Origin of the sequence: Nocardia sp. CA-120079, from assembly GCF_050955745.1 — a bacterium.
Lineage (GTDB): Bacteria > Actinomycetota > Actinomycetes > Mycobacteriales > Mycobacteriaceae > Nocardia.
This window is the reverse complement of sequence record NZ_CP192088.1, coordinates 7,596,452-7,622,436: the sequence shown is the minus strand read 5'-3', so window position 1 is coordinate 7,622,436 and position 25,985 is coordinate 7,596,452. Positions and strand designations below refer to the sequence as shown.

The following is a 25,985-nucleotide window of genomic DNA, read 5'->3' as shown; positions in this document are numbered from 1 at the left end:
ACTGTGCTGAAAAGTTCGCGAGCGCGCGTTGGAAACCGGAGTAATCAGGTAACGCGACGCCGAAGATCGAGGGTACCAGCCGCCGCGTCGCACACGAAATCACCACCGCCGCGGCACGCGAAATCGCTACCGCGCGAACGGCTCGACCGGCAACGCTACCGACCGCTGTAAGGGGGCGTAAACCCGGAGTGATGCAAGAAATTTACCTGTGTCTCACACGGCGTCGACGCTGCGTGTAGCACGATTTTTGCATGACTCCCGCCTCGCCGCCACGTTCGGCGCGTCCTTCTGCGCCGACCAGTGTCCGGTCGAACGGGCATGCGAACGGCAACGGCAGAGCAACCACATCCGGACTATTCGCGGGCTACCGTCCCGGCCGGTACGCGGACGCCTTCGACGAGATGTTCGACGGACAGGGCCGGGTGCGTCAGCCATATAGGGGAATCTTCTCGGCGCTCGCGCCGATCGACGTGGCCGATCTCGCGGCCCGCTCGGACGCGCTCGACCGCGCCTTCATCGATCAGGGCATCACCTTCTCGCTTTCCGGACAGGAGCGGCCCTTCCCGCTCGATCTGGTGCCCCGGGTGATCGCCGCCGCCGAATGGGCCAAGCTGGAGCGCGGGATCAAGCAGCGGGTGACGGCGCTGGAGCTGTTCCTCGCCGATGTCTACGGTGAACAGAACATCCTGCGTGACGAGGTCATCCCGAAGCGGCTGGTCACCTCGTGTCAGCACTTCCACCGCGAGGCCGCCGGACTGGTGCCGCCCAACGGGGTGCGCATCCATGTGGCGGGTATCGACCTCATCCGCGACGAGCGCGGCGACTTCCGGGTGCTCGAGGACAATCTGCGCTCACCGTCTGGGGTTTCCTATGTCATGGAGAACCGGCGCACCATGGCACGGGTCTTCCCGGACCTGTTCTCCTCGCACCGGGTGCGCGCGGTCGGCGACTATCCGACGCATCTGCTGGCCGCGCTGCGCGCCTCGGCCGCGCCGAACGAGGCCGATCCGACGGTCGTCGTGCTCACGCCCGGCGTCTACAACTCGGCCTACTTCGAACATTCGCTGCTGGCCAGGCAGATGGGGGTAGAACTGGTCGAGGGGCGCGACCTGTTCTGCCGCGACAATGTCGTCTACATGCGGACCACGGCGGGGGAGCGCCAGGTCGACGTGATCTATCGCCGCATCGATGACACCTTCCTCGACCCCATGCACTTCCGGCCCGATTCGGTGCTCGGCGTCGCCGGACTGGTGAATGCCGCGCGGGCGGGCAATGTGGTCATCTCCAGCGCGATCGGCAACGGCGTCGGCGACGACAAGCTGACCTACGCGTACGTGCCGACGATCATCGAGTACTACCTCGCCGAGAAACCGGTGCTGCCCAATGTCGATACCTATCGCTGCTGGCTCGACGACGAGCGCGAGGAGGTGCTGGATCGCATCGCCGAACTGGTGATCAAACCGGTCGAGGGGTCCGGCGGCTACGGCATCGTCATCGGTCCGGTAGCGACGCCACGGGAATTGGATACGGTCCGGCGCAAGATCAAGTCGGATCCGCGGGGTTGGATCGCCCAGCCGGTGGTGCAGCTGTCCACCGTGCCGACCAAGATCGGTAACGAGCTGGTGCCCCGCCATGTCGACCTGCGGCCCTTCGCGGTCAATGACGGCGACGACATCTGGGTGCTGCCGGGCGGTTTGACGCGGGTGGCATTGCCGGAGGGTTCGCTGGTCGTCAATTCGAGTCAGGGCGGCGGCAGTAAGGACACCTGGGTGCTGGCCGGGCGCGCCTCACCCGCCGACCGTGAGCTCGCGGGCGAGGAGTTGGTGAGCGACCCGCCACAATCCGATCAGCGTGAGTTAGGCCGGGAATTGACCGCAGCGCAGTCGAATCAGCAACAGCAGCAGCAACAACAGGAGCAGCGGCTGGGATCGATGCGACAGAGTCAGCGACTAGGTACGGGTCAGCAGCAGAGCGGGGTGACGCGCTGATGCTGGCCCGCAACGCCGAATCCCTTTACTGGATCGGACGGTACGTCGAACGCGCAGACGACACTGCGCGCATCCTCGACGTCGCGGTGCATCAGTTGCTCGAGGACGCCACGGTGGATCCCGACCGAACCTCGCGAGTCCTGTTGCGGGTGTTGGGAATCGAACCGCCCGACGTCGAACTCGATGTCTGGTCGGTCACCGACCTGGTGGCCTTCAGCCACGACCACGGCAACTCCATTGTCGACTCGATTGCCAATGCTCGCGAAAATGCCAGGGGCGCACGCGAAGTCACCTCCAGCGAGATGTGGGAGTGCCTGAATGCCACCTATATCGGGCTCACGGCCACCGAGAAGGCCGCCCGTGGTCTCGGCCCGCACGAATTCTTCCACTACATCAAGGATCGGGCGGCGATGTTCGCCGGACTCTCCGATTCCACCCTCAGCCGCGACGACGGCTATCGCTTCCTGCTGCTCGGCCGCTCCATAGAACGCGTGGATATGACTGTGCGCCTGCTGCTTTCGCGCGCGGGCGACCGCACCTCGTCACCGGCCTGGGTGACGGTTTTGCGCTCAGCGGGCGCGCACGACACCTATCTGCGCACCCATCGCGGCGCTCTCGACGCCAATCTGGTCGCCGAATTCATCCTGCTGGACCGGCTTTTCCCGCGTTCGGTGTTTCATTCGGTGCGGGTGGCCGAGGCCTGCCTCGCCGAACTCGATCAGCGCCCCAGCAGCCGGGTCGGCGCGCGACACGAGGCGCAGCGGCTGCTCGGCAGGGCCCGCAGCGAACTCGAATTCCTGCCGCCGGGTGCGCTGCTGGAGGATCTGCAGAATCGCCTGCTTTCGCTGCAGAAGACCTGTCGCGAGGTCAGCGAGGCGATCGCACTGCAGTACTTCCACGCCGCGCCGTGGGTGGCCTGGACCGATCTGCGCAGCAGTCACGATAACCATGCGCAAGTGGAGGGAGAGCTGTGAGCTGGCGGATCAGGGTGGTGCACACCACCGGTTATGTTTACGACGCCCCGGTCACCCGGTCGTTCAACGAGGCTCGGCTCACTCCGCGCGCGGACAGCAGACAGAACGTCATCCTGAATCGGGTCGAGACGGTGCCCTCCACCCGGTCCTATCGCTACACCGACTACTGGGGCACCGCGGTCACCTCCTTCGATCTGTACGCGCCGCATACCGAATTGGAGGTCACCGGATCATCGGTGGTGGAGACCGAACCGTTCGCCGGTCCGGCCGAGGAGCTGTCCTGGGAGGAGTTGAACTCCGATCACATCGGTGACCGTTTCGACGAAATGCTCTCGCCCACCGCCTATGTGCCGCGGGACAAGAAACTGGCCGCGATCGCGAAACAGCTCGCGCGCGGTGTTCCGCCCGCGAAAGCCGTTGTGCGCGCGGCCGAATGGGTGCACGGCGAAATGAATTACATCGCGGGCACCACCTCGGTGCACACCTCGGCCTTGCAGGCCTTCGCCGAACGTCAAGGCGTATGCCAGGATTACGCGCATCTGACCCTGGTTCTATTGCGCAGCATGGGGATTCCCAGCCGATACGTCTCCGGATATCTGCATCCCAATCCGGCCGCCGAGATCAATACGACGGTCGCCGGACAGTCGCACGCCTGGATCGAGGCCTGGACCGGTGCCTGGTGGGGCTACGACCCGACCAACAATATCGCCATCAACGAACAGCACATATCCGTCGGCGTCGGCCGCGACTATGCGGATGTGCCGCCGCTGAAAGGCATCTTCTCCGGCGGCGGTTCGACCGATCTGGAGGTTGTCGTGGAGATAACCCGTCTTGCCTAGGCTCCGCTGTCCGGTCCCTGGCGGAGTAGGTCGCGGCATGCGCCGCCGGTTGTCCCGGGTGACGGTAACCCCCGCGGCCGCGGCCTGCGGCGCGCTGTTCGCCGCCACCGCGGTGGTGGGAGACGAGGCCGGGCACAATCCATGGCGGAGGCAGTGTTCACGTCCAGCGGTGATCCGGTGCCGTCCGGCAGGTGGCGACTGCTGCCTCGTTCGGTAGGACGAGTCTGATAGTCGGGCAGTTCGACCCTGTTGCGATCTTCGCCGCAGCCGAGTCGGGTTGCCTGTCTTTTTCGTGATAGCGGTTCGCTGGTCGCGCGCACAAGATTTCGGACACAGGGGGTATCTACGGGCATACATTCCGGCGGAGCGTGATCGCGCCGAATCTTCCGACTTCCCCCTCCTGGGAATTCTGCGTCGGAGATGCCAAGATTTGGGGAGGAATGCACACGATGAGGATCGGTGGAAGCGGACTGTGAGCGACAAGAACGGGAAGCCGGGCGAGGCCGACAACAGTGACGAGACCCCCGATGTCGGGTTCAGTATGTCTCCGGGCGGCACAGTCGAACCCGAGGGCGTCGCTGCGGCAAGTGAGGATTCCGGCGCCGAGAGCCGGGATCGGCAACTGGCCCGCGAGATCGCCGACGCGCTGGGCGAGGTCGGCCCGCCCGGATGGCAGCAGCTCGACGCGGTTTTCGTGCTGACTACCACGACCGGGGTTGCCGAGGTCGTCTACAGCGGAGCCGGCCAGACAATGCGGACCGAACCGGCCGCACCGGTGCTGGAGCGCGTGCGCGCGCATCGGGCGCTGGTCGCCGAGCTCGACGGTGAGCCGTGGTGGCGACTGCTGGTGCGGTTGAGCGCTGAGGGTGAGTTCGAAGTCGACTACGACTTCGGCGACGAGCCGTTCCCGGACGGGCAGCTGTTCGATCCCGAGGTCTATCGCGCCGATCTGGAGGAGTATCCGCGCGAAACCCTGCCGGTGTGGCTCGCGGCATATATCGGTCACGACAACCGTCAGACCAGAACCCCGCAGGACGCCGCCGCCGCCGCACGCGCGGATAAGGCCGCGAAGGTGTGGCCGGTGCTGGCGGAGAACGAATTCCCCGACTTCCCGGAGATGTGGGCGCGGTGGGCGGTCGTCTCCGCGGCATTCGTGGCCGCCGGATCCGACTGGGGCCCAAGGGTCCTGCCGGCGATGGGATGGTTCGAGAGCTCGCGCCGCGGTGGTAGCACGCTGTACTCGCTGCCGGGTGGCAGGGCGGTGCTCTCCGGTGGTGTGTGGGAGTCCGCGAACTTGGATGCCGCCTACAACGACGGTGTCGATATGCCGAAATTCTATGCGGGCGCGCCGGAATGGGTTGCCAATCCGGTGTTGAATCCGCGCGCGGCGACCGGGCTGATGTCGTTCGTCTACTGGTGGGAAGGTGGCCGCTGGTATCGGGGCGAATCCCCGTCCGCGGAGCAGTGCGCGACCGCGGTGCCCGGCGTGTGGACCGCGAACACCGCGGTCGGCATCGTCGCCGGACTGGCCGCGCAGCCGCCGAGCGCTGAACAGCGTTCCGCCGCAGCGGCTTTGATCGCGGCCGCCGAAGTCGGTGTGGTCACCCGGGAGACCGTGGAGAACCTGTTCGACGACGACCGCTTCGATATCGACGGTGCGATGTACCAGCTGACGCTGGCCGGTGTCGTCGCGTCGCTGCCCGAGCAGATGCCGGAGGAAGAGGCGATCTTCCGAGTGCGCACGTACATCGAGGGGCGCGGTCTCGACACGTCGGGATACCCCCTGGATCAGCTGACCGCCGACCGATTCAGTTGCGGCTGGATGGTGTACGTACCGGTACCGCGCGGTGAGATCGCGATCGGCCGCGCCATCTTCTACATCGCGGACGACGGCGTGCTGGAGCATTCGTCCTCGTCGGTCGCTCCGACCACGTTCGTGAAGGGTTTCGAACAGCGTTTCCAGGAGCGACAGGGCGCGACCGCGTGACGACGCGGTCCGGTATCCGGGGGCGAGTGAACGGAGGACGCCATGAGTAGCAGTTTCGACGGGCAGAAGCTTAAGGTCGAGGCCGCCAACATGCGTGAGCTGTCAGGCGATTTGACAGATCTCGCAGGCAAGATTCGCACGATCATGAACAACTTGAAGGCGGCCAACGATCCGCTCGAGGCGCGGCCCGTGCAGGGGACGCATGAGCCGGGTGAGAATTTCAAGCGGGACTACGACTCACAGCGCGATGCCATTCACGATGTCGGTGCCTCCTACGTGAAGATCTTGGAGGGCGACTTCGCCACCAATTTCGATGACGGTGCAAAGCTGCTCGACAAGATGGAAGGCAAGAACAAGACAGAGATCGACAAGATCATGAGGAGCTATAAAGCGTGAGCGCCGCCGATGAGGAACTCTTGGCGGAGATGATGCAGACCGTCCAGGCGAATATGGCATCACTGCGCGAGGCGTATGAACAGCGCGCCCAGCTCACCGGTACCGGAACGGCCGCCGACAAGCAGGTTACGGTCGTGGTGAACGCGGACGGGGTCGTCATCGAAACGCGGATGGACGACGAGATCGTCGAGCTGTCCCCGGAGCAGATCGCCGAGGCCGTGACCGCGGCGGCGCAGCAGGCATTCGCCGAGATGAAGCGCAAAACCGACGAATTGGTCGCGCCGATGCGGGAACGTCACGTCGGAATGCCGAAACTCTCCGATCTGTTACCCGGAATTTCGGATGAATTGAACAGTTTTCCCACCCCCGTCGCGGCGCCGACCACGCCACGGGCCTCGGTCGAACGTGAGCAGCCCGGCGCCGCGCGCCGGGGTGCCCGCGGCGCCGGGCCGGAGGTCACCGAATCCAGCTGGTAAGGATCGGCCGTGATTCCGGATGGCCTAGCGCTGTTCATAGATATTTTCGGTGGCGTCGCGCCCAGTAAGGATCCGTGGACCTGGGATCTCGATGGGGTCACCGAACTCGGCAACAACTATGCCGAGGCCGCCGATTCGCTGACCGCACTTCTTCCCGAGTTCAATCGGATCATCCATCAGACGGAGAAGTGGTATGAGGGGCACGGTGGCGAAGCGGCCGCCAAATCGCTCAAAAAGCTGACCGACGGCAAGTATTCGATCCACCACCTCATCAAGGCGATGGAGGCGGTGCCCGAATTCGCCTCCGAAGCCAACGCGAGCATCGACGGCGACCGCGTCACCGAATCCATCTTCGCCGCGTGGGGTGCTGCGGAATTCGCCAGGCTGTCTGCCGAAGTGGCCGCGTCCGGTGGATTGTTGGCCGGTTTTGCGGAGATGGAAGCATCGGTCGTCGTCATGATCGGGCGGATCACCTTCGCCCGGGCACGCGCGCAGATGATGGAAAGGCTCGGTGCCGCCGCCGGGCGATGGTTCGGCGAACAGCTGCTGCTGCGCGGGCTGAGCCGGATGGGGCTGGAAAGTCTCGAGAAGTTCGTGGAGCTCGTCTTCAAGGGGCTCGGCTCCGGGTTGAAGCTGGCGGGCGTCGGTGCGGGGCTCACCGCCGGTGTCCAACTGGCCACCGGCCAGGACCTCGATCTGGCCAAGATCGGTGATGCGGCACTGGCCTGGGGTGTGGGCGGCGTGGCCGGACACACAGCTGCCGGGATCTTCGGCCCGGCGGCCATGCGAATCGGCCTGGGGCGCATGGCGCCCATGGTGACCGGGTTCGCGACAGGCCTGACGACCGCAGTGGCTATCGGGGCGCTGCACAGCCAGTGGGACATGTTCTCCTTGGGCTACATGGGCGCGCTGGGTGCGGCGAGCGGTGCCCGAGGCGGTATGTCCGCCACTCGGCACGCCAATGCTGGTGTCACGCCGCTGAACATGGCAGGCAAGGTGGAGCATGCCGACCTGGTGAAGTCGATCGAGGCCGACCTCAAAGTCTCCGATGGGCTGCCGACCTCCGACTTCCGGGAAAAGTTCGACACCGCGGCCGCGAGCAACGACATCCAGACACTGAAAACCCTTCAATACCAAGCACATGACCATGCGGTGCAGCATCCGGGCGACGGTACTGCCGGCGTCGCGCATACGGCGACGGTCGAGGCCCAGGGCCAGGCCGCGGCGGCGCCGGCCGTCGCGCCGCAGACCACCACCGTGAATGTCCTGGGCAAGGAATTCCAGGTGGCGGTCGAGGGCGGGGCGTCGTCGTCGACCCCGCGTGTTGCGACCGGACCCGCGAGCGGGGGTGTCAAGGCGTGGGGTGGTATCGACGCCGCGTCACCGGTGCAGGCGGGAAGGACGGCAAGCCCGGAGGCCGGTGTCCCCCGTGCGTCGAGTGATGGCGCGCCGGCCCAATCCCAGGCACGGGCCGGCGCCGCGCCGGAAAGCGGAGCACGAGGGGGAGCGTCGACGGCGGGGCGGACCGAATCCGCCGGCCCGGCGGCCGGTGTGAAGGATGGGACTGCGCCGCACAAGCCCGCGCGGGAGGAATCCGCTGAGGCACAGCGATATCCGAATTCCGGGCTGGATGCCGGCAAGCCCGCGAAGGAGGAAGCCGCTGCGCGGGCGCAGGTCACGGAATCCGGGTTGAATGTTCACGAGCCCGCCGCGAAGGAGGAAGCCGCTGCGGGGCAGCGGTATCCGGATTCCGGGCTGGATGCCGAAAAGCCGATGAAGGAGCACTCCGCCGCGGCGAAGGATGAATCTCCCGCCGCGAAGGAGGAATCCACCGCGCAGCAAGAGAATTCGGCGAACGAGCCGAATACGCACGAGCCGTCGAACCGGTTGCGGCGGCGACTGCGCGCGTTCACCCGAGCACTGTCGGAACGGATGCGAGCCGAGGTGGCCATCCGGGATCGGCTCGATGTGCTGGCACCCGAACCGGCGGGTGCGCCGGAACGTTCTGTGGCGGAACGGTTCCGGGAGTGGGAGGCGGCGGAGCGAGCTCGGTTGGAGCGGGTCGGGACCGACGCGCAGGCGGCACGGGCGAACAAGATGCTCGACGAGATGGTTGCCGAGTTCGACGCGTACGAGGCGAAGGTAGCCGAGTCCGATCACCGGCAGAACACCGCGGAGCGGATGGCTACCGAGGAGGTTTGTTCCACCTTCGGCGTCACGCCCGAGGCGGTGGGCACCAACGGGATGATCCTGGTGGCTACCCAGAATGGGAGTGACCATTTCGTCAGGGTCGAGCTGGTTGTGTCCGATGCTCCGGGCGAGCTTCGGACACAGGTCCAGCTCCACAACTCCTATGAGGTGAACGAGGCGCACAACGCGGACCGTCGCCAGGTCGAATCCGTGTACCGGCAGGAGGTGTCGGCCCGGGTCGGCGACCAGGTCGCCGATATGCGCACCCTTTCGGAGCAGACGCAGCGGATGCGCCAGCGCAGGACCGAGCAGCATATCGCGGAGATCCGGGCCGCGGAGCAGGCGAAGGTCCGCCAACTGCAAAGCGACGCGCAGCACGACCTTCGCGAGGCGCGCGCGGAGGAAGCTGCCGCGCGCCGGCGTTTGGCGCAGGCACAGCAGCGCCTGCGGGACGCGTCGCATCCGACAGACGTGGCACGGGCTCAGCGGGAGCTCTGGCAGGCCAGGGCGGAAGAAGGCGCGGCGGGGGAACGAGCGCGTGCGGCGGAGAACGCGTTGGCTCAGGCCAGGGCGGACGACGGTGCGGCCTGGGCGCGGGCGCGGGTGCGTGCGGCGGAGGACGTGTTGGCTCAGGCCAGGGCGGACGAGGCTGCGGCCGAGTCGCGGGTGCGTGCGGTCGAGGACGCATTGGCTCGGGCCAGGGCTGAGGGGAGTCCGGCCGGGGCCCGGGTGCGAGTAGCAGAAGACGCGTTGGCTCGGGCCAGGGAGCTCGAGGGTGCGGCCGGAGCGCGGGTGCGTGCGGCGGAAGACGCCCTGGCTCAGGCCAGGGCGGACGACGGTGCGGCCTGGGCGCGGGCGCGGGTGCGTGCGGCGGAGGACGTGTTGGCTCAGGCCAGGGCGGACGAGGCTGCGGCCGGGGCGCCGGTGCGTGCGGCGGAGGACGTGGTGGCTCGGGCCAGGGCGGCGCGGGACGCGCAGCTGACCCGAGACGTGTCGGGCGGGGCGCGGGACGGGGTGGCGCCGGACCACGCGCGGGACGAGATGGCGCAGGCGCAGGTGCATGAGGCACAGGCGCGGGCGGAGGTGCGCGAGGCGCAGGTGCGGGTGGCCGAGGCGCGGGCGAGGTTGCGCGAGCAGATCGCCGAGGTGCGTGCGGAAGCGGATGCCGCGGTCGCCACCGAACGCGAGGCCATGGAGAAGGAGGTGGGGACCGAGCGCCGCAAGGTGGCGACGCAGATCGCGCAGGAGCGGATAGGCGCGATCGAGGCGGTCGAGCGAGAGCGGTTGGCGGAGCTGGAGTCTCGGCGACGGATGGTCGAGCTGCGGGAGCAGGCGCGTCGCGACGAGGACAGGTTCCGTGAGCAGGCGCGCAGGCGAGTGCGGCAGCTGTGGGAGTCGGAGCAGCAACTGCGGCAGGAGGCGCGGGAGCAGACCGATCCGGCTGCGCGACGTGAGCTGGGGGAGCGGATTCGTGAGTTGCGTACCCAGAGGGCCGAACGGTGGGATTTGCTGGAGGAGCAGCTTCGGGCGCGCCGCCAGGAGCTGGTGGCCGAGATCGCGGAGATCCGCCCGGAGTTCGAGCGGCAGGTGGTGATCGAGCGGGAGACCGCGCACGGACTCATCGTGACCGAGCGGATCCGGGAAGTGGGAGCCTCGGCTATCGGGCGGCAGGAGGCGGCCGAGGCCGCGGGCCGTGCGCTGGAACGGCATTACCGGATGCTGGTAGCCAACGCCGTCGCGGTGGGCGGCGGTATCCAGACCGTCTCGGACGAGGTGCTGACCCATATGCAGCGGCACGGCAACGCGCTGGAATCCCGGATGGCGGCCACGGAGATTCTGCGCCGCACCACCGCGGTGTTGGAGGGTGGGGACGGCAAGGCGCTGCGCTGGACGCAGTACGCGGCCGGTGAGGCGATGAAGTACGGCCCGGTCAATCAGGATGCGGGCGAGGGTAAGTCGATGATGTACCACGCCTTTCTGAGCAGGCTGGCCGCGGAGAAGGGCTCGGTCCAGTACATCACCAAGGCCAACCTGGTCGACCGCGAAATCCAGGAATTGGTGGCGGCTTTCGGTCACCGTGGGTACAAGATCATTCGGATCGACTCGAATATGAAGATGCCAGAGCCGGTGGAGGGGGAACCCACCATCTATGTCGGTGATGTCGAAGATGTGGTGGTGTCCCGGATGCATGGTCATCCGGTGCCCAGTCGCAATTTCATAGGCGACGAGATCGACGAGGCGTTGATATACGGCAGCTCCAAATGGAGTAGTTCCGATGGGGTCAACGACCTTGCCCCGCCGCATATCGAGGCGCAGATCCGATGGGCGGACAAATTCCTCACCCGTGTCATGCGGGAAAAGATTCTGACTCATGAAGATTTCGGGCGGAAGCTGCACCAAGAGGAAGGTTCGGCGCGTTTAACCGAGGAAGGTAAAGCGAAGGTCGAGGATTTCCTGTGGCAGGAGCGGATCAAGCAGGAGGAGCAAGACCGCGGGCAGGAATTGACCCCCCAAGAGCGGGATCGGCTCAAGCGGGAGTTGATCCCCGAAGAGCGGGAGCTGTTGGATACGGCCGCGCTTGCTCGCTGGGAGTTCGTCCGCGGAAAGCATTACATCCTTCACGGTGAACCGCAGAAATTGGAGGTGGGGGAAGACGGTGTTGTTCGGAGGGGGATCCGTCGAGGTCAGATCCTGATCATCGATCAGGTGACGCATAAGTTGATGATGGGCAAGGGGATCTCCAATATAACCCGGTGGGAAAATATCGCCCAAGCGCTCGAGGCGCGCTGGAATATGGAGATTCACAATAATACGAAATATTCGCAGACGCAGACCATCGACGAGACGTTCACCAAGGAGCATTACGACCTGCGTACCGGTGCTTCGGGTACCGCCAAAGCGGTGTCGGGTCAGTTGAAGAAGCTCGGCCTGGGGGAGACCACTGCGATCAGCCGGTTCGCTCCGAGCAGGTTGAACGAGGCCAATGACAACCGCCCTGAAACGATATTCTCGACCACCCGGCAGGAGCGGGACGAGGCGATCGTCGAGCAGGTGCTGTCGGTGCATGGCCGGACCGAGCAGCCGATCGCGGTGTTCGTCCACGATCCCCGGCTGGTACGCAAAATCGCGCGGATGCTCGAGCGCCAGGGCATCAAAGTGGAGACGACCGGTCCGAACAATGTCGCGAAGTGGGAGGATCCGAATTCGGGGACGTCCGCTGATGCGGAGCGGGCGCGGATTTACGCCGAGGCCGGTGAATTGAAAGCGGTCAGCGTCTTCACGATGGAAGACGCCCGCGGGGTGGACATCAAGCCCAGCAGGGAGGCACTGGCCCGGGGTGGTCTGCATGTGATCGTTTCCGAGCACTCGCATCTCGCGGCCGTCGATATTCAGGCAATGTATCGGGCCGGGCGAAGTGGGCAGCCCGGTGAGGCCATTTTCTTCTCGACACGCGATAGCGCGTTCTTGGACATGCTTCCCCCTGATCATCCGATGGCGGTGGTGGTCGAGCGGTGGAGAACCACCGACGATCCGCTGGAGCGGATGGCTGCCGAGCAGCAGATCAAGAATGAGCTGACCGAGATCCAGCGGGCAGCCGAAGCGCACCAGCTCGGCGTGGCTCTCAGCAATACGTCGGGCATGGGGGTGGCGGCCCAGCAGTTCGTCGCCGACGTCGAGCAGTTCGTTGCGGCCGCTGCGCAGGCGCCGGCCGTGCAGGTCGCAGCACCAGCAGCGCAGGCCGCGGCTGCCACGCCGGCTGCGCAGCAGGCGGCGGGAGCACCGGCCGCTCAGTCGGCGGGTGCGCCATCGCGGGGCACGGTACTACCCGGGACGAATGGCACCGGAGCAGCGGGGACCGGTTCGGCCACAGTGTCTTCGGGTGGCGAGCGGGGGACTCGCGCTCCAGGTGGGGACCAGGGTGCCCCCGCCGCCGGGGCGAACGCTGACGCGACACAGACCCAGCCAGGGGAACGGTCCGACTCCCAGCAGGCACCGGGAGACCTGACCGGTGCTTTCACCCTGGTCGAGGAGCAGTCGCAGCCGCCGGCCGATGCCGGTGACGGCGGGCAGCCGTTGGTGTCCTCGGTCGAGGAAGGGACTTCGGGCGATTCTTCGACCGCCGCCGTGGCGCCCGCATCCGATGGTGCACGGGCGGAGACCGATCCGAATGCCGAGCAGCTTGTTCTGCCTTTGGACGTGTCGAATCCCCATGCCGATCAGAACACGGTCGTCCTCACGGCCGGCGTCGCAGGCGGGACGTCGGGAACGACCACCACCGCCGCGAATGTCAAAGGTGAAGCGGCCCAGGCGACTTCCGAGACCCAACCCCAGCCCTGGTTCCCGGGCCTGTCGGCCGGCTGGACCGCGGCGCAGCCGACGGCGACCCCGTTCAAGTCGGGTCGGCTGGAGCGGCGTATCCAGCAGGACAAGAAACTGCTGCAGCACGTGCGCCGCCGCTACGCGCTCGAGCTGATGGCGCTGCGCAGACGTGTGGTGCAGGCAAGTGTCGCTCCGGCCGGGGTGGCCGAGATGGATCTGCAACAGCTGGCGGGGGCTTATGGGCAGATGGTGCAGGCTGCCGAGGCCGAACTGCGCGCCCGGATCGAGCAGTTCCTCGGCGGGCTCGAAGGGGATCTGGCGGTGCCGGGCACGATCGGCGCGGGGATCGCCGGGTTGCAGGCTGCGCTCACCAATGCCGTGCTGCGGATCAGGCTCGCCCGTGCCGAAGCGACTACCCGAGGCGAGGTGGAATCGGGCGAGATCTTGGCGGCGGAGCTGCAGGCCGACGCATTGGCCACGGAACTGACCGAATTCGGCCGGGAAGCCCAAGGTGTGCGGGCGGCCCAGCGGCAGGCCGATGAGCTGCTGGAGCGGATGACGCAGGCGGCCTCGGAGGAGTTGCTCGACTCCCTTACCGACCAGGCGAAGGCGATGCCGCTCGGCGACGGGATGCAGTTGCTCGTCGACGAGAAAACGGTGCTGGTTGTCGGGGCGCAACCGGATCGGATGGTCGACGAGGCGATCCAGAGGTCGTCCGGTAAGAAGCCGACGGAGAGGTCGTTCGGCGAGGGTGGGTTGCCGCCTTGGATGAAGGCGCTCTACGAGATCGAAACTACGCAGTGCATTGTCGATTTCGACGGCAAGGTGTGGTACCGGAAAGTCGTGGCGCAGGAGGCGCCCGATACCGCGCATGACGGTCCCGCTCCGCTGGGAGATGCCGAGCGGCAGCTGATTCTGGCCCAAGCGCTCTGGCGGGCGGGCGTGTCGCTCGAGGAGCTGACCGAGGATGTGCACAACGGCGGGCGGCAGCTCGCACGACTATGGCCGAAGCTGACGAAGCTCGAGCAGCGGGCATTCTTGGAGGCCCACCCGCTCCTGGTGATACAGGCCGAGGGGCTGGACCCCGAAATGCGCGCCGCCGAGTGCGAGAAGTGGTTGGTGCGGGCGCGGGAAGAGTTGGCCGCCCAGGAACAGCGCGACGCGATGGCTCAGGCCATGCAGGGAGGTGCGGCCGGCCTGCTCGACGGGCGAACCCTGCTGCTGCGCACCCGGATCGCGACGGTGGAGAACATCGCGGCGACGTTCACCGTGAACCGGGCGTTGGCGTGGTGGTCGGTGGAACTGGAAGACCTGGTCGAGAACGCCCGCTCCGGTGGCGGCATGCTCGCCGAACTGTGGTCGGAGCTGACCGGCCGCGAGCAGGCGGCGCTGATGCAGCTGCATCCGGAGATCGTGGCGATGGACCAAGCCCTCCCGGACGATGCGCGCGCGGCAGCGTATGACCTGCTGGGAGATGTTGGGCGGCAGCGCATTCTGGCCACGAGGCTGCAGCGGGAGGGGGTGACGCTCGAGGAGCTTGCCGCGGACGCGCGCAACGGTGGGCAGCAGATCGCGGAACTGTGGCCGAGGCTGACGACGTTCGAGCAACAGCTGTTCGTTGAGCAGCACCTGATTCTGTTGGTGCGGGCCGAGGGGCTCGACCCGCAAGTACACGCAGCCGAGTGTGCGACGTGGTTGGCGCTGGCGCGGGAAGTGCTGGCCGAGCTGCAGCAGCGCGACACGGCATCTCAGGCATCGCGGGCGGGTGCGCCCGGCCCGCACACCGAACGGCTCGCGACGCTGCGGGGCCGGATCGAGGCAGTGCAGCACATGGCGGCGGAGCTGGTCGCCAGCGGGCTTTCCGCGCACGATCGGAGGCGGATCGCCGCGACCCGCGAGCGCGCCAGGGAGACAGCCAGCCGCGGGCAGGACAACGCCGCGCTGCTGGATGCGGCCTTGGCGCGGCTGGATGTGCTGATCGAGGATCTGGCATCGGCCGAGGCCGATGTGATGGTCCAGCTGTGGCAGCAGTTGAATGTCGATGAGCGAGACGCATTTACAGCGGCCCATCCCGAGGTCGTCATGCGGGCCGAGGGCTTGGCGGCCGAGGTGCGCGAGCTCGCCTGCTTCGTCGTGCTGGACCGGAAACGGGATGAACTCGCGCGGGAGCGGGATAATGCGGGCGCGGACCCCGCACAGCTCACGACCCTGCTGGCGGAGATCGATGCCGCGGCGAATCTGGCGGCGGCATTGGCCGGGGAGATCGGCGCCGACGACCCGCGGGCAGTGGTGGGAGATGGAGATGTTCCGAAGCCGCCGCCGGAGGCCCTGACCACCGAATCCGATGCGGCCGTGGACAATCGGCCACTGCGGGGTGAGACCGGGAGCGGCGAGCCGGCACCTTCCGCGTCATCGCTACCGGAGCACATCGATACGTCACAGGTGCAGGCCGGGCTGTCCGACCTGGTCGCCTATCACGTTGCGCGCCAGGAGATGACAGCCGCAGCAGGCGAGGTGCGCGCAGCGCGTGAGCTGGACGAGTCCAGCTACGAAGACGGGATGGCGGAGCGCCCCGAGGACGACGGCCCCGGTCCGGAGGAGCAGCGGGTGCGCGGGGCCGCCGAGGCGGCGGTGGCGCGGCTGCAAGCCGCCCAACAACGCGTCGACGCCTTCTTCGATCTGCTCGGAGCCGATCTGCCGCAAGGGATTCCGGCGCAGCAGCGACAGTGGCTGCACGATTTCGCTGCCGCGGTGGCGCAGTGGCGCGCCGTCGATGACGAGATGGCGGATGCGGATCCGCACACCGAGGGCTACGAGGCGTTGACGCAGCGCCACGAGACGGCCACTCGCCGGCTGCACGCCGCCGCGCAGCGCCTGGCCACCGTTGCCGAATTGCGCCCGGTCGCCGAACTGGACGGCGGGTGGGGCCCGGTCGATCCGACCGTTGAGATCCTGTCCGGAATCGCCACGGGCGCAGCCGATTCCAACGAATCGGTCGACCATTTCGCCGTCGATCTCGACACGATCGTCGGAGTCACCGACAAGGGCGCGAACGCGAACAAGCCACACAACCAGGACTGGATGGAATCGGTGGTGGTCAACACCCCGAACGGGCCGGTCCGGATCTCGGTGGTGTGTGACGGCGTTGGATCGACGATCGACGGTCACCGCGCCGCACGGGTCGCCGCCGAGGCCGCCCGCGCGCATCTGGCAGGATTCGCCGCCCAGCACCAGGGCATGTTCACCGCCGAGGACGCCGATCTGGCGATGCGGGCGGCCATCGACGCCGCGCAGGCCGCGGTGGTTCGGTTGAGCGAAACGGAGTACGCCGACGCCGACAAACCGCCGCGGACCACGATCGCGGCGGTGATGGTCACAGCTGAACGCGACGGCCGGCCGGGGCAGTACACGGCGGGTGGGGTCGGTGACACCCGGGTGCTCAGGCTGCGCGCCGACGGCAGGTCGGAGGCAGTGACCACGGACCACACCATGGCCGGGTACCTCCAGAAGACAGAGGAGGAGCTGCCGCCCGAGGATCGCACGTCGCAGCGCGAGCTGCTCCGGGACCCGGAAGCCCATGGGATCATGCATTCGCTCGGCGTGGACGCCGGTCCGCCCGCGGCCGACGATGCGGTGTTCTCGGAGTACATCTTCCAGGGCACATTGTCTGCCGACGACGTCATGGTGATCTGCACCGACGGTCTGTGGAATACCAACCCCGAGGCCGACGAGATGGCCGTCTTCCTCGATGCCGGCCGCGATACCGATCTGCTGCGGATGCGGACCCGGATGCTGAACCGGGCACTGCTCAACGGCGGGGCAGACCACACCACGTTCACATTGATATCCGGCGCGCCCACGGAGTCGACGCCGCGACTGCTGCCCCCACCGCCCATGGGCATTCCGGTCGGGTTCAGGCGCCACTACCGGGTCCTGGCCGACGAGTACCAGCGCGCTCGCGCCGAGTTGTGGCGGTTGGCAGAGCAAGCGGGGGCGAATCCGGAACTCGTGGCGTCGCGGGATGGGTTCCTCGGTGAAGTACATCGCCTGGGTGACGATCCGGCCGTGGACCGGTTGGAGTCCGCGGCGCGGCATTTCCACGCGTTCCGCGAGCGGCTGGGTGAGTTCGGGCGGTGGCTCGATCGGGTCGAAGGCCGGGCACCGGCGCAGTGGACCGCCGATGATGCGGAATACCTTGCCGCATTGTCGGTTTGGTCGGTGACGCTGCGCGAGTTGTGGGAGGCGACGCAGACCGCTGTCGACGAAGCATGGGCGGACGGGGATTCCGGCCAGGTGGCGGTGTTGCGCGAATTGCCCAACCCGGGGCTTGCCTTGGCCGTGGGTGATCGGGATGTGATGGCCGCCACGCGGCGTTATACCGATGCGTTGGACGAAGTCCACCGGACCGTGCGGCAACTCGATGACACTCGTTCGCGCGACGGGCGTTTGGAGATCCCGGCCGCGTTGCGGCGCGGGTACCGGGCACTGGTCGCCGAACAGCGGGACGCACAGGAGATCCTGGCCGAGCTGCGGGGTTCGTTGCCGGTCGCCGTCCAGCAGCTGGTGGGCGTCGAGGACCTGATGGGCGAGGACCACCACGGCACCCTCGACGCGTTGCAGCAGATTGCAGCCGAGGAATTCGGCGACCGGGAAGCGCTGCACATCACCGTCGACTGGCTGGTTCACGCCACGCGGCGATTCCACCGGGCCGGCGACCGGATAGCGGCACTGGAGCGGTTCATCCGAACACACGGTGACGGGGTGGGCTCGGTGAATGCCCAGCCGCGACCACTGGTGGCCGCGGAGGTCTTGGCCGCGGAGGCCGCGCTCACCGATGAACAGCGCGCGCAGGCCGTGCGCCGGTGGCGGGCCATCCTGATGTTCGCGCGCGAACCCGCCGATTTCCAGGTCATGTGGGATATGACCGATCACCCGACCAGGCGGGCGCTGATCCAGCACCTGCCCGAAGCGCTGGCTCGCACCGAGGGGCTCCCACGCGAAGTGCGCGATGAAGCCGCGCGGCTGAGCTTGCATCGCGAGCAGGAAACGTTGCGGCAGCAGCCCGATCCGGATGCGAATCGATTGGCGCGGGCGAACTTCCAGGCCGATCTGGTGAATGCGGCGCAGCGGTGGGCGGCGCAGGTTCCGGGACATCCGACGGTGCAGATGACCGGCCGCGCCGGAACGCTGTTGGTGATCGGCGATCTGCACGCCGCGCAGGAGATCCGCTTCCACGCGGTGGACCAGAACAGCCGGGACGCGGTGGGGACCGTGATGCAGGCGACGGCCGCCGCGGTCGACGGCGTCGCGGCGTCGCGACGGCCGGCCGCCGCGGTGGTGTGGATCGGTGCGGACGGCGCCGCCCTGGCCGCCGAGGTCGCCGCAATAGCGGAAGAACTTGCCGACAACGGACTTTCGCTGCCGGATATGGTGCTGGTGGGGCATGAGGACGTGGCCGCCGCGCGTGGCCCGCAGTTCGAGGGCATGCCGCAGGCCGATCCGGATCTGGTGTTGCACGCATGGGACGACGCGGCACTGGCCGAACATCGGGACCGGATCGATGTCGACGCGCCGGAGCCGGGCGTGGTGCGCTGGGAACCGTCGCATCGGGTGGAAGGTGTGGCCAACGACTGTGGCCGGGTAGCCGGTGAGGCCGGGCTGGCGCGGATACTGGCCGGCCTGGAAGACAATCCCGATGCCGATCCCGACGTGATCGACGAACTGCACCATCGGCTGTCGATGCTGCGGCTGTTCGGAGTGCCGGAGAACGGTCTGAGCGGTCCCTTGCTCGCCCAATTGCTCGGCGCCGGTTGGCATCCGGACGGGTTCGCGGATTTCGATGCGATGGCTGCCGCGGTGCCCGAGGGCGGGGTGATGATCGGGGCGGTGGCGTTCGACGGCTTCCAGCAGCGGGGGACGGTCGGTGCGCACGCGGTGATGCTCTTCCGGGAAAACGGCCGGGTCATGGTGCGGGACGGGACAGGGCCTGCGGTCACCTTCGAGTCGTGGCGGGCGGGACTGTCCGGTGTGATCGGATGGCACGGCATTGTCATCAATGCCGACGGGTCACCTGCCGTCGCATTGGACGAGGACGGCAGGACGCCGGGGATGGCCGGCGTCGCGTACCCGATCGCGAATATCGGCGCACGGCCGGAAGCCGTTGCCCCTCTTGGGGTTCCTTTCGACAATTCACCACCTGGGCTGGAACGTACGCGGATTCTGTTGCAGGAGGCGCTGGACGACATCACAGCGCGCCGGGACGATGCCCGCCGGCATATGGCCGCCGCAATCGACGTGATGAACGCGGATGGTGTCGTCAGAGTGGACAATGCTTCGCGGGTGGCGCTGCAATCGCAGGACTATGCCGGTGAACTCGAGCGGCTGCGGGCGTTGGCGCCCGATTCGCCGGACGCCGAGTTGCCCGCCCCGCCGCCGCGCAGCCCGCTGCCCGGATGGCATGAGCTGGCCGTGCACACCAACCACTACCACGAGCTGGACGGCATGGCCGCCCAGACGAAGGTACTGCTCCACGAGATGGGGAGGCAGCATCCCGGGGAGACCAGGGACGGCGGGCGCAAGACAGGCGAACAGCGACAGCATTCGCCGGAGTGGCTCGCCGCGGCCGGGCGCTATGCCACCGCGCTGCCGGCCTGGTCCGACGCGGTGCAGGATGTGCGCGACGCGGCGCTCGGCCGGGTCGACCCGGCGCAGGGACGCGCCCTCATTCGCCGGGTGAGCGCCGCGATCGATCCGCTGCAGGCGACTTGGGCGCAACTCGCCAGGGAAACCCTGGATCTGGGATCCATTGTCGGGGTGAGTGAACGGGGCCCGGAATACCACGGCAATCAGGATGCGATGGCGGCCGAGGTCATCATGCTCGGCGGCAGGCCGATCCGATTCGCGATCGTGTCCGACGGGGTGTCGGTATCGGTGGATGGCGAGCGCGCGGCATCCGTGGCGGTCACTGCGGCCCGCAAGAGCCTGCGCGAGGCGTTGCGAGACCACACCCCCTATAAGCCGATCAGTGATGAGCAGCGCCGGCAAATGGTCGCCGATGCCATCGCTGCCGCCCAAGCCGCCGTCATGAAACTGACCGACGATGAATACGCCGGTATCCGCGATCAGGCCCTCGCGGATCTCGACAATGGCGCCGACCCGCAGGCGCTCGTACGGCCGCCGCAGGCCACCATCGCAGTGGTACTGGTGGACCCCGGTCAGGACGGGAAGCCGGGTAAGTACACAGCGGGCTGGGTCGGTGACAGCCGCGTCGACGTGCTCGACCCGACCGACCCGAGCAGGTCGCGCACGGCGACCTTCGACCATACGCGGGTCGGCATGGACATGCTCTACGACGCGGTGGACGCGGCCGCAGTGATCGATCTCGAGAAGTCGAATGCCCAACTGGTCGAAGAGGTTTCGCAGGTTGCCGGTGAGGCGGCGAAGAGCCGCGGCGCACTGATGAACGTGCTCGGGCTCGGCCTGCAGAACGCGGCCGGCTACGGCGCTCGTGGTGGCCCGCCGGTGAAAGGTGAACAGCGCCACTACCGTTACCTCACCGACGGCGAGGTTGCCGCGCACGAAGTCGTGTTCGTCCGCTCCGACGGGTTCGGCGGTGAGAACCGCCAGGCACCGGCGTTCGCACGGGCCCTCGCCGCGCACAACGGTGATCTGACCGCCGCACTCCACACGCTGGCGGACACCGAACTCGACGACGGCACAAAGGACAACACCACCGGCATCGCGATACTGGGCGCCCCGCACGAACCCACGGATGCGCCCGTTCCGAGGGAGCAGTTGCACGAGGGACTGCAGGCTCTGCGCGACTACCACCGGGCGCGACGTGCAATGGAGGCCGCCGCCGCGGACCTTTCGCAGGCACGTAAAGATGATGCGCTGGCACGTGAGCGTGCCGCGGAGCGGGGACATCCCGTCGACCCCAACCCCCGGGGCCCGGCGGAGCTGGCGGCCATCCCGGCGATGCGGCGAGCGGTGCAACGCTTCGAGCAGCAGGAAGAGCGAGTCGCCGCCTTCGCCGACCAGCTGGGTGCGCTGCAGAATGAGCCGCTGTCGCCGCGACAGCGTCATGCGCTCGTGCGGTACGGGGCCGCCGTGGAGGAATGGCACGTCTGGTTCGACGCGTTTCGACGGATCGAAAAAGCACGGAAGGGGCCGAAGTGGTCTCTGGAGCTGCACGATGAGGAGGCTGACGTCTGGCAGCGCAACGCGGCTGCCAAGGACTCGGTCACGGAGACCATCCGGCCGCTGGCCGCAGACCTCGCACTGCGGCCTCTCGCGGAACTACGTGGCCTCTGGACGGGCGGAATCGAGCTGGATGATATTCCTGCGCAACGTTTTTCAGTGGGAGATGACGGTACCGCGATCGATCGTGTCGAGCTCGATCTCGGTTCGATCGTAGGGGTCAGCGAGCTCGGTGCGAGGAAATCGCGCAACGAGGACAGCATCGCCGCCGCGGTGGTGCAGACCCCCTATGGGCCGGTGCGGATCGCGATCGTGTGTGACGGCCTGTCCTCGTCGACGGACGCGCACCGCGCCGCCGAGGTAGCCGCGGCGGCGGCCCGTGGGCACCTGGAGGAATTCGCGCGCGGGCTCCCCGCGCGACTGTCGGATGACGAGGTCCAGCGGCGGATGCGCGATGCGATGCGAGCGGCGATCGATGCCGCCCAGGCAGCGGTGGTCGCGATGTCGGATCGCGACTATCCCGATGATGACAATCCGCCGGCCAGCACGATCGCGGCGGTCATGGTGCTGCCGGGCCGGAACGGGCGACCGGGCCACCAGGTCAGCGGCTGGGTGGGTGACAGCCAAGTTCAGCAGGCGCATGCGGACGGCACCGCGGAGCTGCTCACGACCGACCACTCGAGGCTGAATTGGTATCGGCTGCACGGCATGTCCGATGAGGAGGCGCGTCGCAAGGAGGACCGCCACAACATCACCTTCGCGCTCGGCCGTCGCAATGGACCGCCGCCGGAGAATATGCGAGAGCACGCGGTGGGAACCTACATCCGGTCCGGTCCGGTGTCGGCGACCGATGTCATCTACGTCGATACCGACGGGATCAGGTTGCTGGATCCCGAGAATCCGTTCGAGCTGGGACGGCTGCAGGACAACGGCCGTAACGGTGACTTGCGGTCGATGGTCGACTGGATACTCCATCGTGCGCTGCTCATCGGCGGCCACGACAATGTCTCGGTGTTCGCGGTGTCGTGCGCGGAGTCCGAACCGCTGCCCCGCAGGCTGCCGGCACCGCGCGACGGGGTTCCCGCCGATGTGCGTGGGCACTATCAGCGTCTGGTCGACGACTACGACCGCGCCTGGTCACGGCTGCGCCACCTGGTCGAGTGGCAACCGAGGGTGAGTCTGGACCATCTGGCTGTACCGGACCGGGTCGCCGACGAAATCCGGTTCGCCCACGAAACCCTCACGGCCGCGGCCGCGAATGTGCCGATCCTGCTGGAAATTGCGACCAAGCACTTGCACCAGTTGGGTGAACGGCTCCAGGAATTCGGGGAGTGGTTCCACGAGATCAGCGACCGGCCCGAATCCCGCTGGACCGATGACGAGACGAATTATGTTGCCGCGATGGCGGAATGGTCCGCCGCAGTGCATCGGGCACAGGACGTCGAAGCGGCGAATTTCCTGTACCTGTCCCGGGAACATCCCGAGATCACCGCGGCGCACCGTGATCTCGCCGCCGCCGAGGCCGGCGTCCGATGGGCGAAGTGGACTCTCACCGATATCTACTCCCGTGATGGGTCGCTGGAGATCCCACCCGGCCTGCGCGTCGGATATCGCGCACTGACAGTCGAACTGCGCAGTGCCGGGCAGGCGGTGGTCGACATGCTCGGACAGTTGCCCGCTGCTGTCGTCGATGAACTGTCGGTCTCCGAATCGGAGCTGAGGGGTGACAACTACCACGACGCCCTGGGCAGAGTTCGGCAATCCCTGGCGGAACTCGACCCCGATACGGATCCGGCTCGACGGTTGCAGTGGGTGATCGCCTCGACCGAGCGGTATCACCGCACCCGCGGCCGGATCGATGCCTTGGAACGTCGCATCTCGGAGCACGGACAGGGGGTGGACTCCGTTCGTGTCCAGCCGCGTCCGGCGCTGCCCGAGGATGTGGAATACAGTCAGCAGCAGCACAATCGAGCGGCGGATCGCTGGCGCAATATCCGGTCCTGGGCGCGAACGGCGGCCGATCAGGAAATCGCATGGGAGTGGACCGATCCGGGCACTCGAGCGGCGATGATCCTGGCGACGCCCGAAGAGGTCGTCGCCACCGAGGGATTCCCGCGCGCGGCGCGCGACGAGGCGATGCGGGTGCTGTTGCGCCGCAACCGGAATCCATTGCCCGCGGCGCACAATCTCACCCTCGAACAGCACGAACGATCGGCGTTGCTGAATGCCAGGGCCGATCTGCTGGCCGCCGCCGAAAGGTGGGCCGCGCAGGTGCCGGGGCATCCGGCGGTGCAGATGCTCGGCACCACCGGCACGGTACTGGTGATCGGTGATCCGGACACTGCGGCACATATGAGTGTCCATGCGGTGGACGCGAATTCCGGCTCCCCGGAGGAGGCGCTGCGTCGGGCAACCGCCGCGGCGGTGAGCGCGGTCGCCTCATCCGAACAGCCCGCCGCGGCGGTGGTGTGCATCGGGCCGGCCACGACCTTGGCGCAATCCGTCGCCGGGCTACTGGACGCCCGGCCCGGCGCCGGATCTCCGGAGTCGACGGTGCGGTTGGTCGGCTACCACGACGATGCGGCCGCCGCCACTGCCTTCGTGGAGGACATCCGCGCTGATGACGCCATGGCCGGTCACCGCGACCGGATCCGGACCGAGCACCCGGACCAGGCTGTCCTGACATGGCTGCCTTCGCATCGCGTGGAAGGTGTTGCCAACGACTGTTTCCCGCAGGCGGCTCGGGGTGCCTTGCGGCGTGCGCTGGCGGCACGATTGCGCGTGCCGGGCGTGGATCCCGACACCGATTCGGTGGTGGCCGATCTGCGCAACCGGCTCCGGATGCTGGAGTTGATGTCCGCACCCGAGTTCGGGGTATCCGGCGACCACGGCGCGATGCTGGTGGGCGCGGACTGGCATCCGGACGAGTTCGCGGATTTCGATGCGATGGCTGCCGCGGTGCCCGAGGGCGGGGTGATGATCGGGGCGGTGGCGTTCGAGGGCTTCCAGCAGCGGGGTGTCGTCGGTGCGCACGCGGTGGAGATTTACCGTGAACATGGCCGGGTCATGGTGCGCGACGGAAATCGGGCGCCGGTCGATTTCGAGGTCTGGCGTGCCCAGCAGGTCGGTGTGGCCGGGCTGCACGGCATCGTCTTCAATGCCGATGGGACCGCGGCGGTGCCGCTCGGCCCGGACAACAAGAGCCACGGTGTCGCGGGTATGGCGTTCCCGATCGCGAATATGGGCAGGGCCCAGATGCCTCGTGCCCCGGACGTCGCGTTCGGAGCCGGTGGTGGCAACTTCGGTCCTGGTGGGGGCGGCTCGGGACCTGGTGGTGGCAACTTCGGTCCTGGTGGTGGCAACCTCGGGTCGGGGCTCACCCGCCTGTTGAATGAACCCCGCACCGTGGTGCCGGATTTGGCGCGCATGGTGCACACGCAGATGATGGCCCACCGGCTGGACATGATCGTGCGGGACAGCTGGTTGAACCCGAGGAACGTGCTGACGCCGGCTTCCCCGTCGCGCACGGCGTGGAACACCCGGTTCGCCGCGGCCCGCGAGCAATTGGCCGAGTTGCTGGGGATATCGGCCTCGGTGCTGGCCGATGACGTATTGGCCGCCCAGGAACTGGCGGACCTGAGAGACCGGACCGATAAATCGCCGGCGCTCGCCGCAGCCGAGCAGGAATTCCGCTGGCGCTACGACACCACGCGCATCCTGCGGCGGATCGACCGGATTCAGACGCGAGCCGGGCAGATCACGCAATTGCGGCAGCGGTTGCGCGCCGCCGCCGCCCGGGTTCGCAACGGCGGCGCCACCGACGAGTACCGCCGGTTGACTGCGCAGCTTGCCCGGCTCGAGGAACTCGCCGGAGACCTGGAACGGCTCGATGCGGATCCGGTGCTGTCGCACACGCGCCGGAGCCGAGCGGAACAGACCAGGCTGGAGACCGATCTCCGCGATACTTACAACCGCACCGCCATGATGTTGAACGCTGTGCTGGACGGCGATATCCCGCCGACCCATATGCGTCGTGCGCAGTTGGTGGAACTCGCGGAGCACCCCGCCGCGCCCGATGATCATTCGATCGAACATGCCAGGCGGGCAAGCGAATTCCTCGAGGTACGCGACGAGCTCGAACGGAATCTGGACCTCGACGAGCACGCCACCACTGCACGGACACTCGACGAACTACTTGACAGCGGCCTGGCGGAGGCAGTGCGCGATCACGACCGGACACCGGTCACGCGGCGTGGAGCACTCGGCCCGGAACTGGTTCGCATCAGCCGTGCGAACGCCGCGGTCCGGGTGCGGTATCGGCAGGACGCGCCGGCGGCGAACGTGAACACGGATCTCGCCGCGATCAGTAGCGAGCAGTACCAGGCCGCCGGCGAGCGGATCACCCGCCTCGAAGCATTATCCGCGGCCATTCGCCGGGCTGAAATCGACAATGACCGCGCGCGAGTGAAATTCGCCGATTTGTTGCGCACCGCGCACGCCGATCGGTCGAGCGAACTCGCCCGAATCGTCGGCATCGAGCAGGACTGGACGAGTGCGATCTGGCGCAGTGAGCTGCGGGCGCACGGGGAATTGCTCGCCATGTCCACACGGGATTC

Annotated in this window: 7 protein-coding genes (1 of these 7 cut by a window edge); all 7 read left to right on the top strand. The window is 67.4% G+C overall.

The features are described from left to right. Positions 1-401 precede the first annotated feature (401 nt). Positions 402-1,988 carry a circularly permuted type 2 ATP-grasp protein gene (locus tag ACQPYR_RS34755; protein WP_433635320.1) on the top strand — a complete coding sequence of 529 codons (1,587 nt, stop codon included), beginning with the start codon at positions 402-404 and terminating at the stop codon, positions 1,986-1,988. Continuing rightward, positions 1,988-2,962, top strand: a complete 975-nt coding sequence (locus ACQPYR_RS34750) for an alpha-E domain-containing protein (protein ID WP_063046805.1) — start codon at positions 1,988-1,990, stop codon at positions 2,960-2,962. The genes ACQPYR_RS34755 and ACQPYR_RS34750 overlap by 1 nt, the downstream gene beginning before the upstream one ends. Then, positions 2,959-3,801, top strand: a complete 843-nt coding sequence (locus ACQPYR_RS34745; RefSeq protein ID WP_433623133.1) for a transglutaminase family protein — start codon at positions 2,959-2,961, stop codon at positions 3,799-3,801. The genes ACQPYR_RS34750 and ACQPYR_RS34745 overlap by 4 nt, the downstream gene beginning before the upstream one ends. A 472-nt stretch (positions 3,802-4,273) precedes the next feature. Then, entirely contained in the window at positions 4,274-5,788 is a 1,515-nt protein-coding gene (locus ACQPYR_RS34740; RefSeq protein ID WP_433623131.1) for a hypothetical protein, read from the top strand. 42 nt (positions 5,789-5,830) lie between these two features. Further along, on the top strand, positions 5,831-6,184 hold the full coding sequence (locus ACQPYR_RS34735) for a hypothetical protein (RefSeq protein WP_433623129.1): 354 nt from the start codon (positions 5,831-5,833) through the stop codon (positions 6,182-6,184). Continuing rightward, positions 6,181-6,660 (top strand): YbaB/EbfC family nucleoid-associated protein, encoded by a 480-nt coding sequence (locus ACQPYR_RS34730; RefSeq protein WP_433623127.1) that lies wholly within the window; start codon positions 6,181-6,183, stop codon positions 6,658-6,660. Before ACQPYR_RS34735 ends, ACQPYR_RS34730 begins: the two co-directional genes overlap by 4 nt. Positions 6,661-6,669: 9 nt before the next feature. Then, on the top strand, positions 6,670-25,985 hold the 5' portion of the coding sequence (locus ACQPYR_RS34725; RefSeq protein WP_433635445.1) for a LacI family DNA-binding transcriptional regulator. Its footprint extends 98,884 nt past the window's final position; 19,316 of the gene's 118,200 nt are visible here — the first part of the coding sequence; its start codon is at positions 6,670-6,672; its stop codon lies beyond the right edge, outside the window.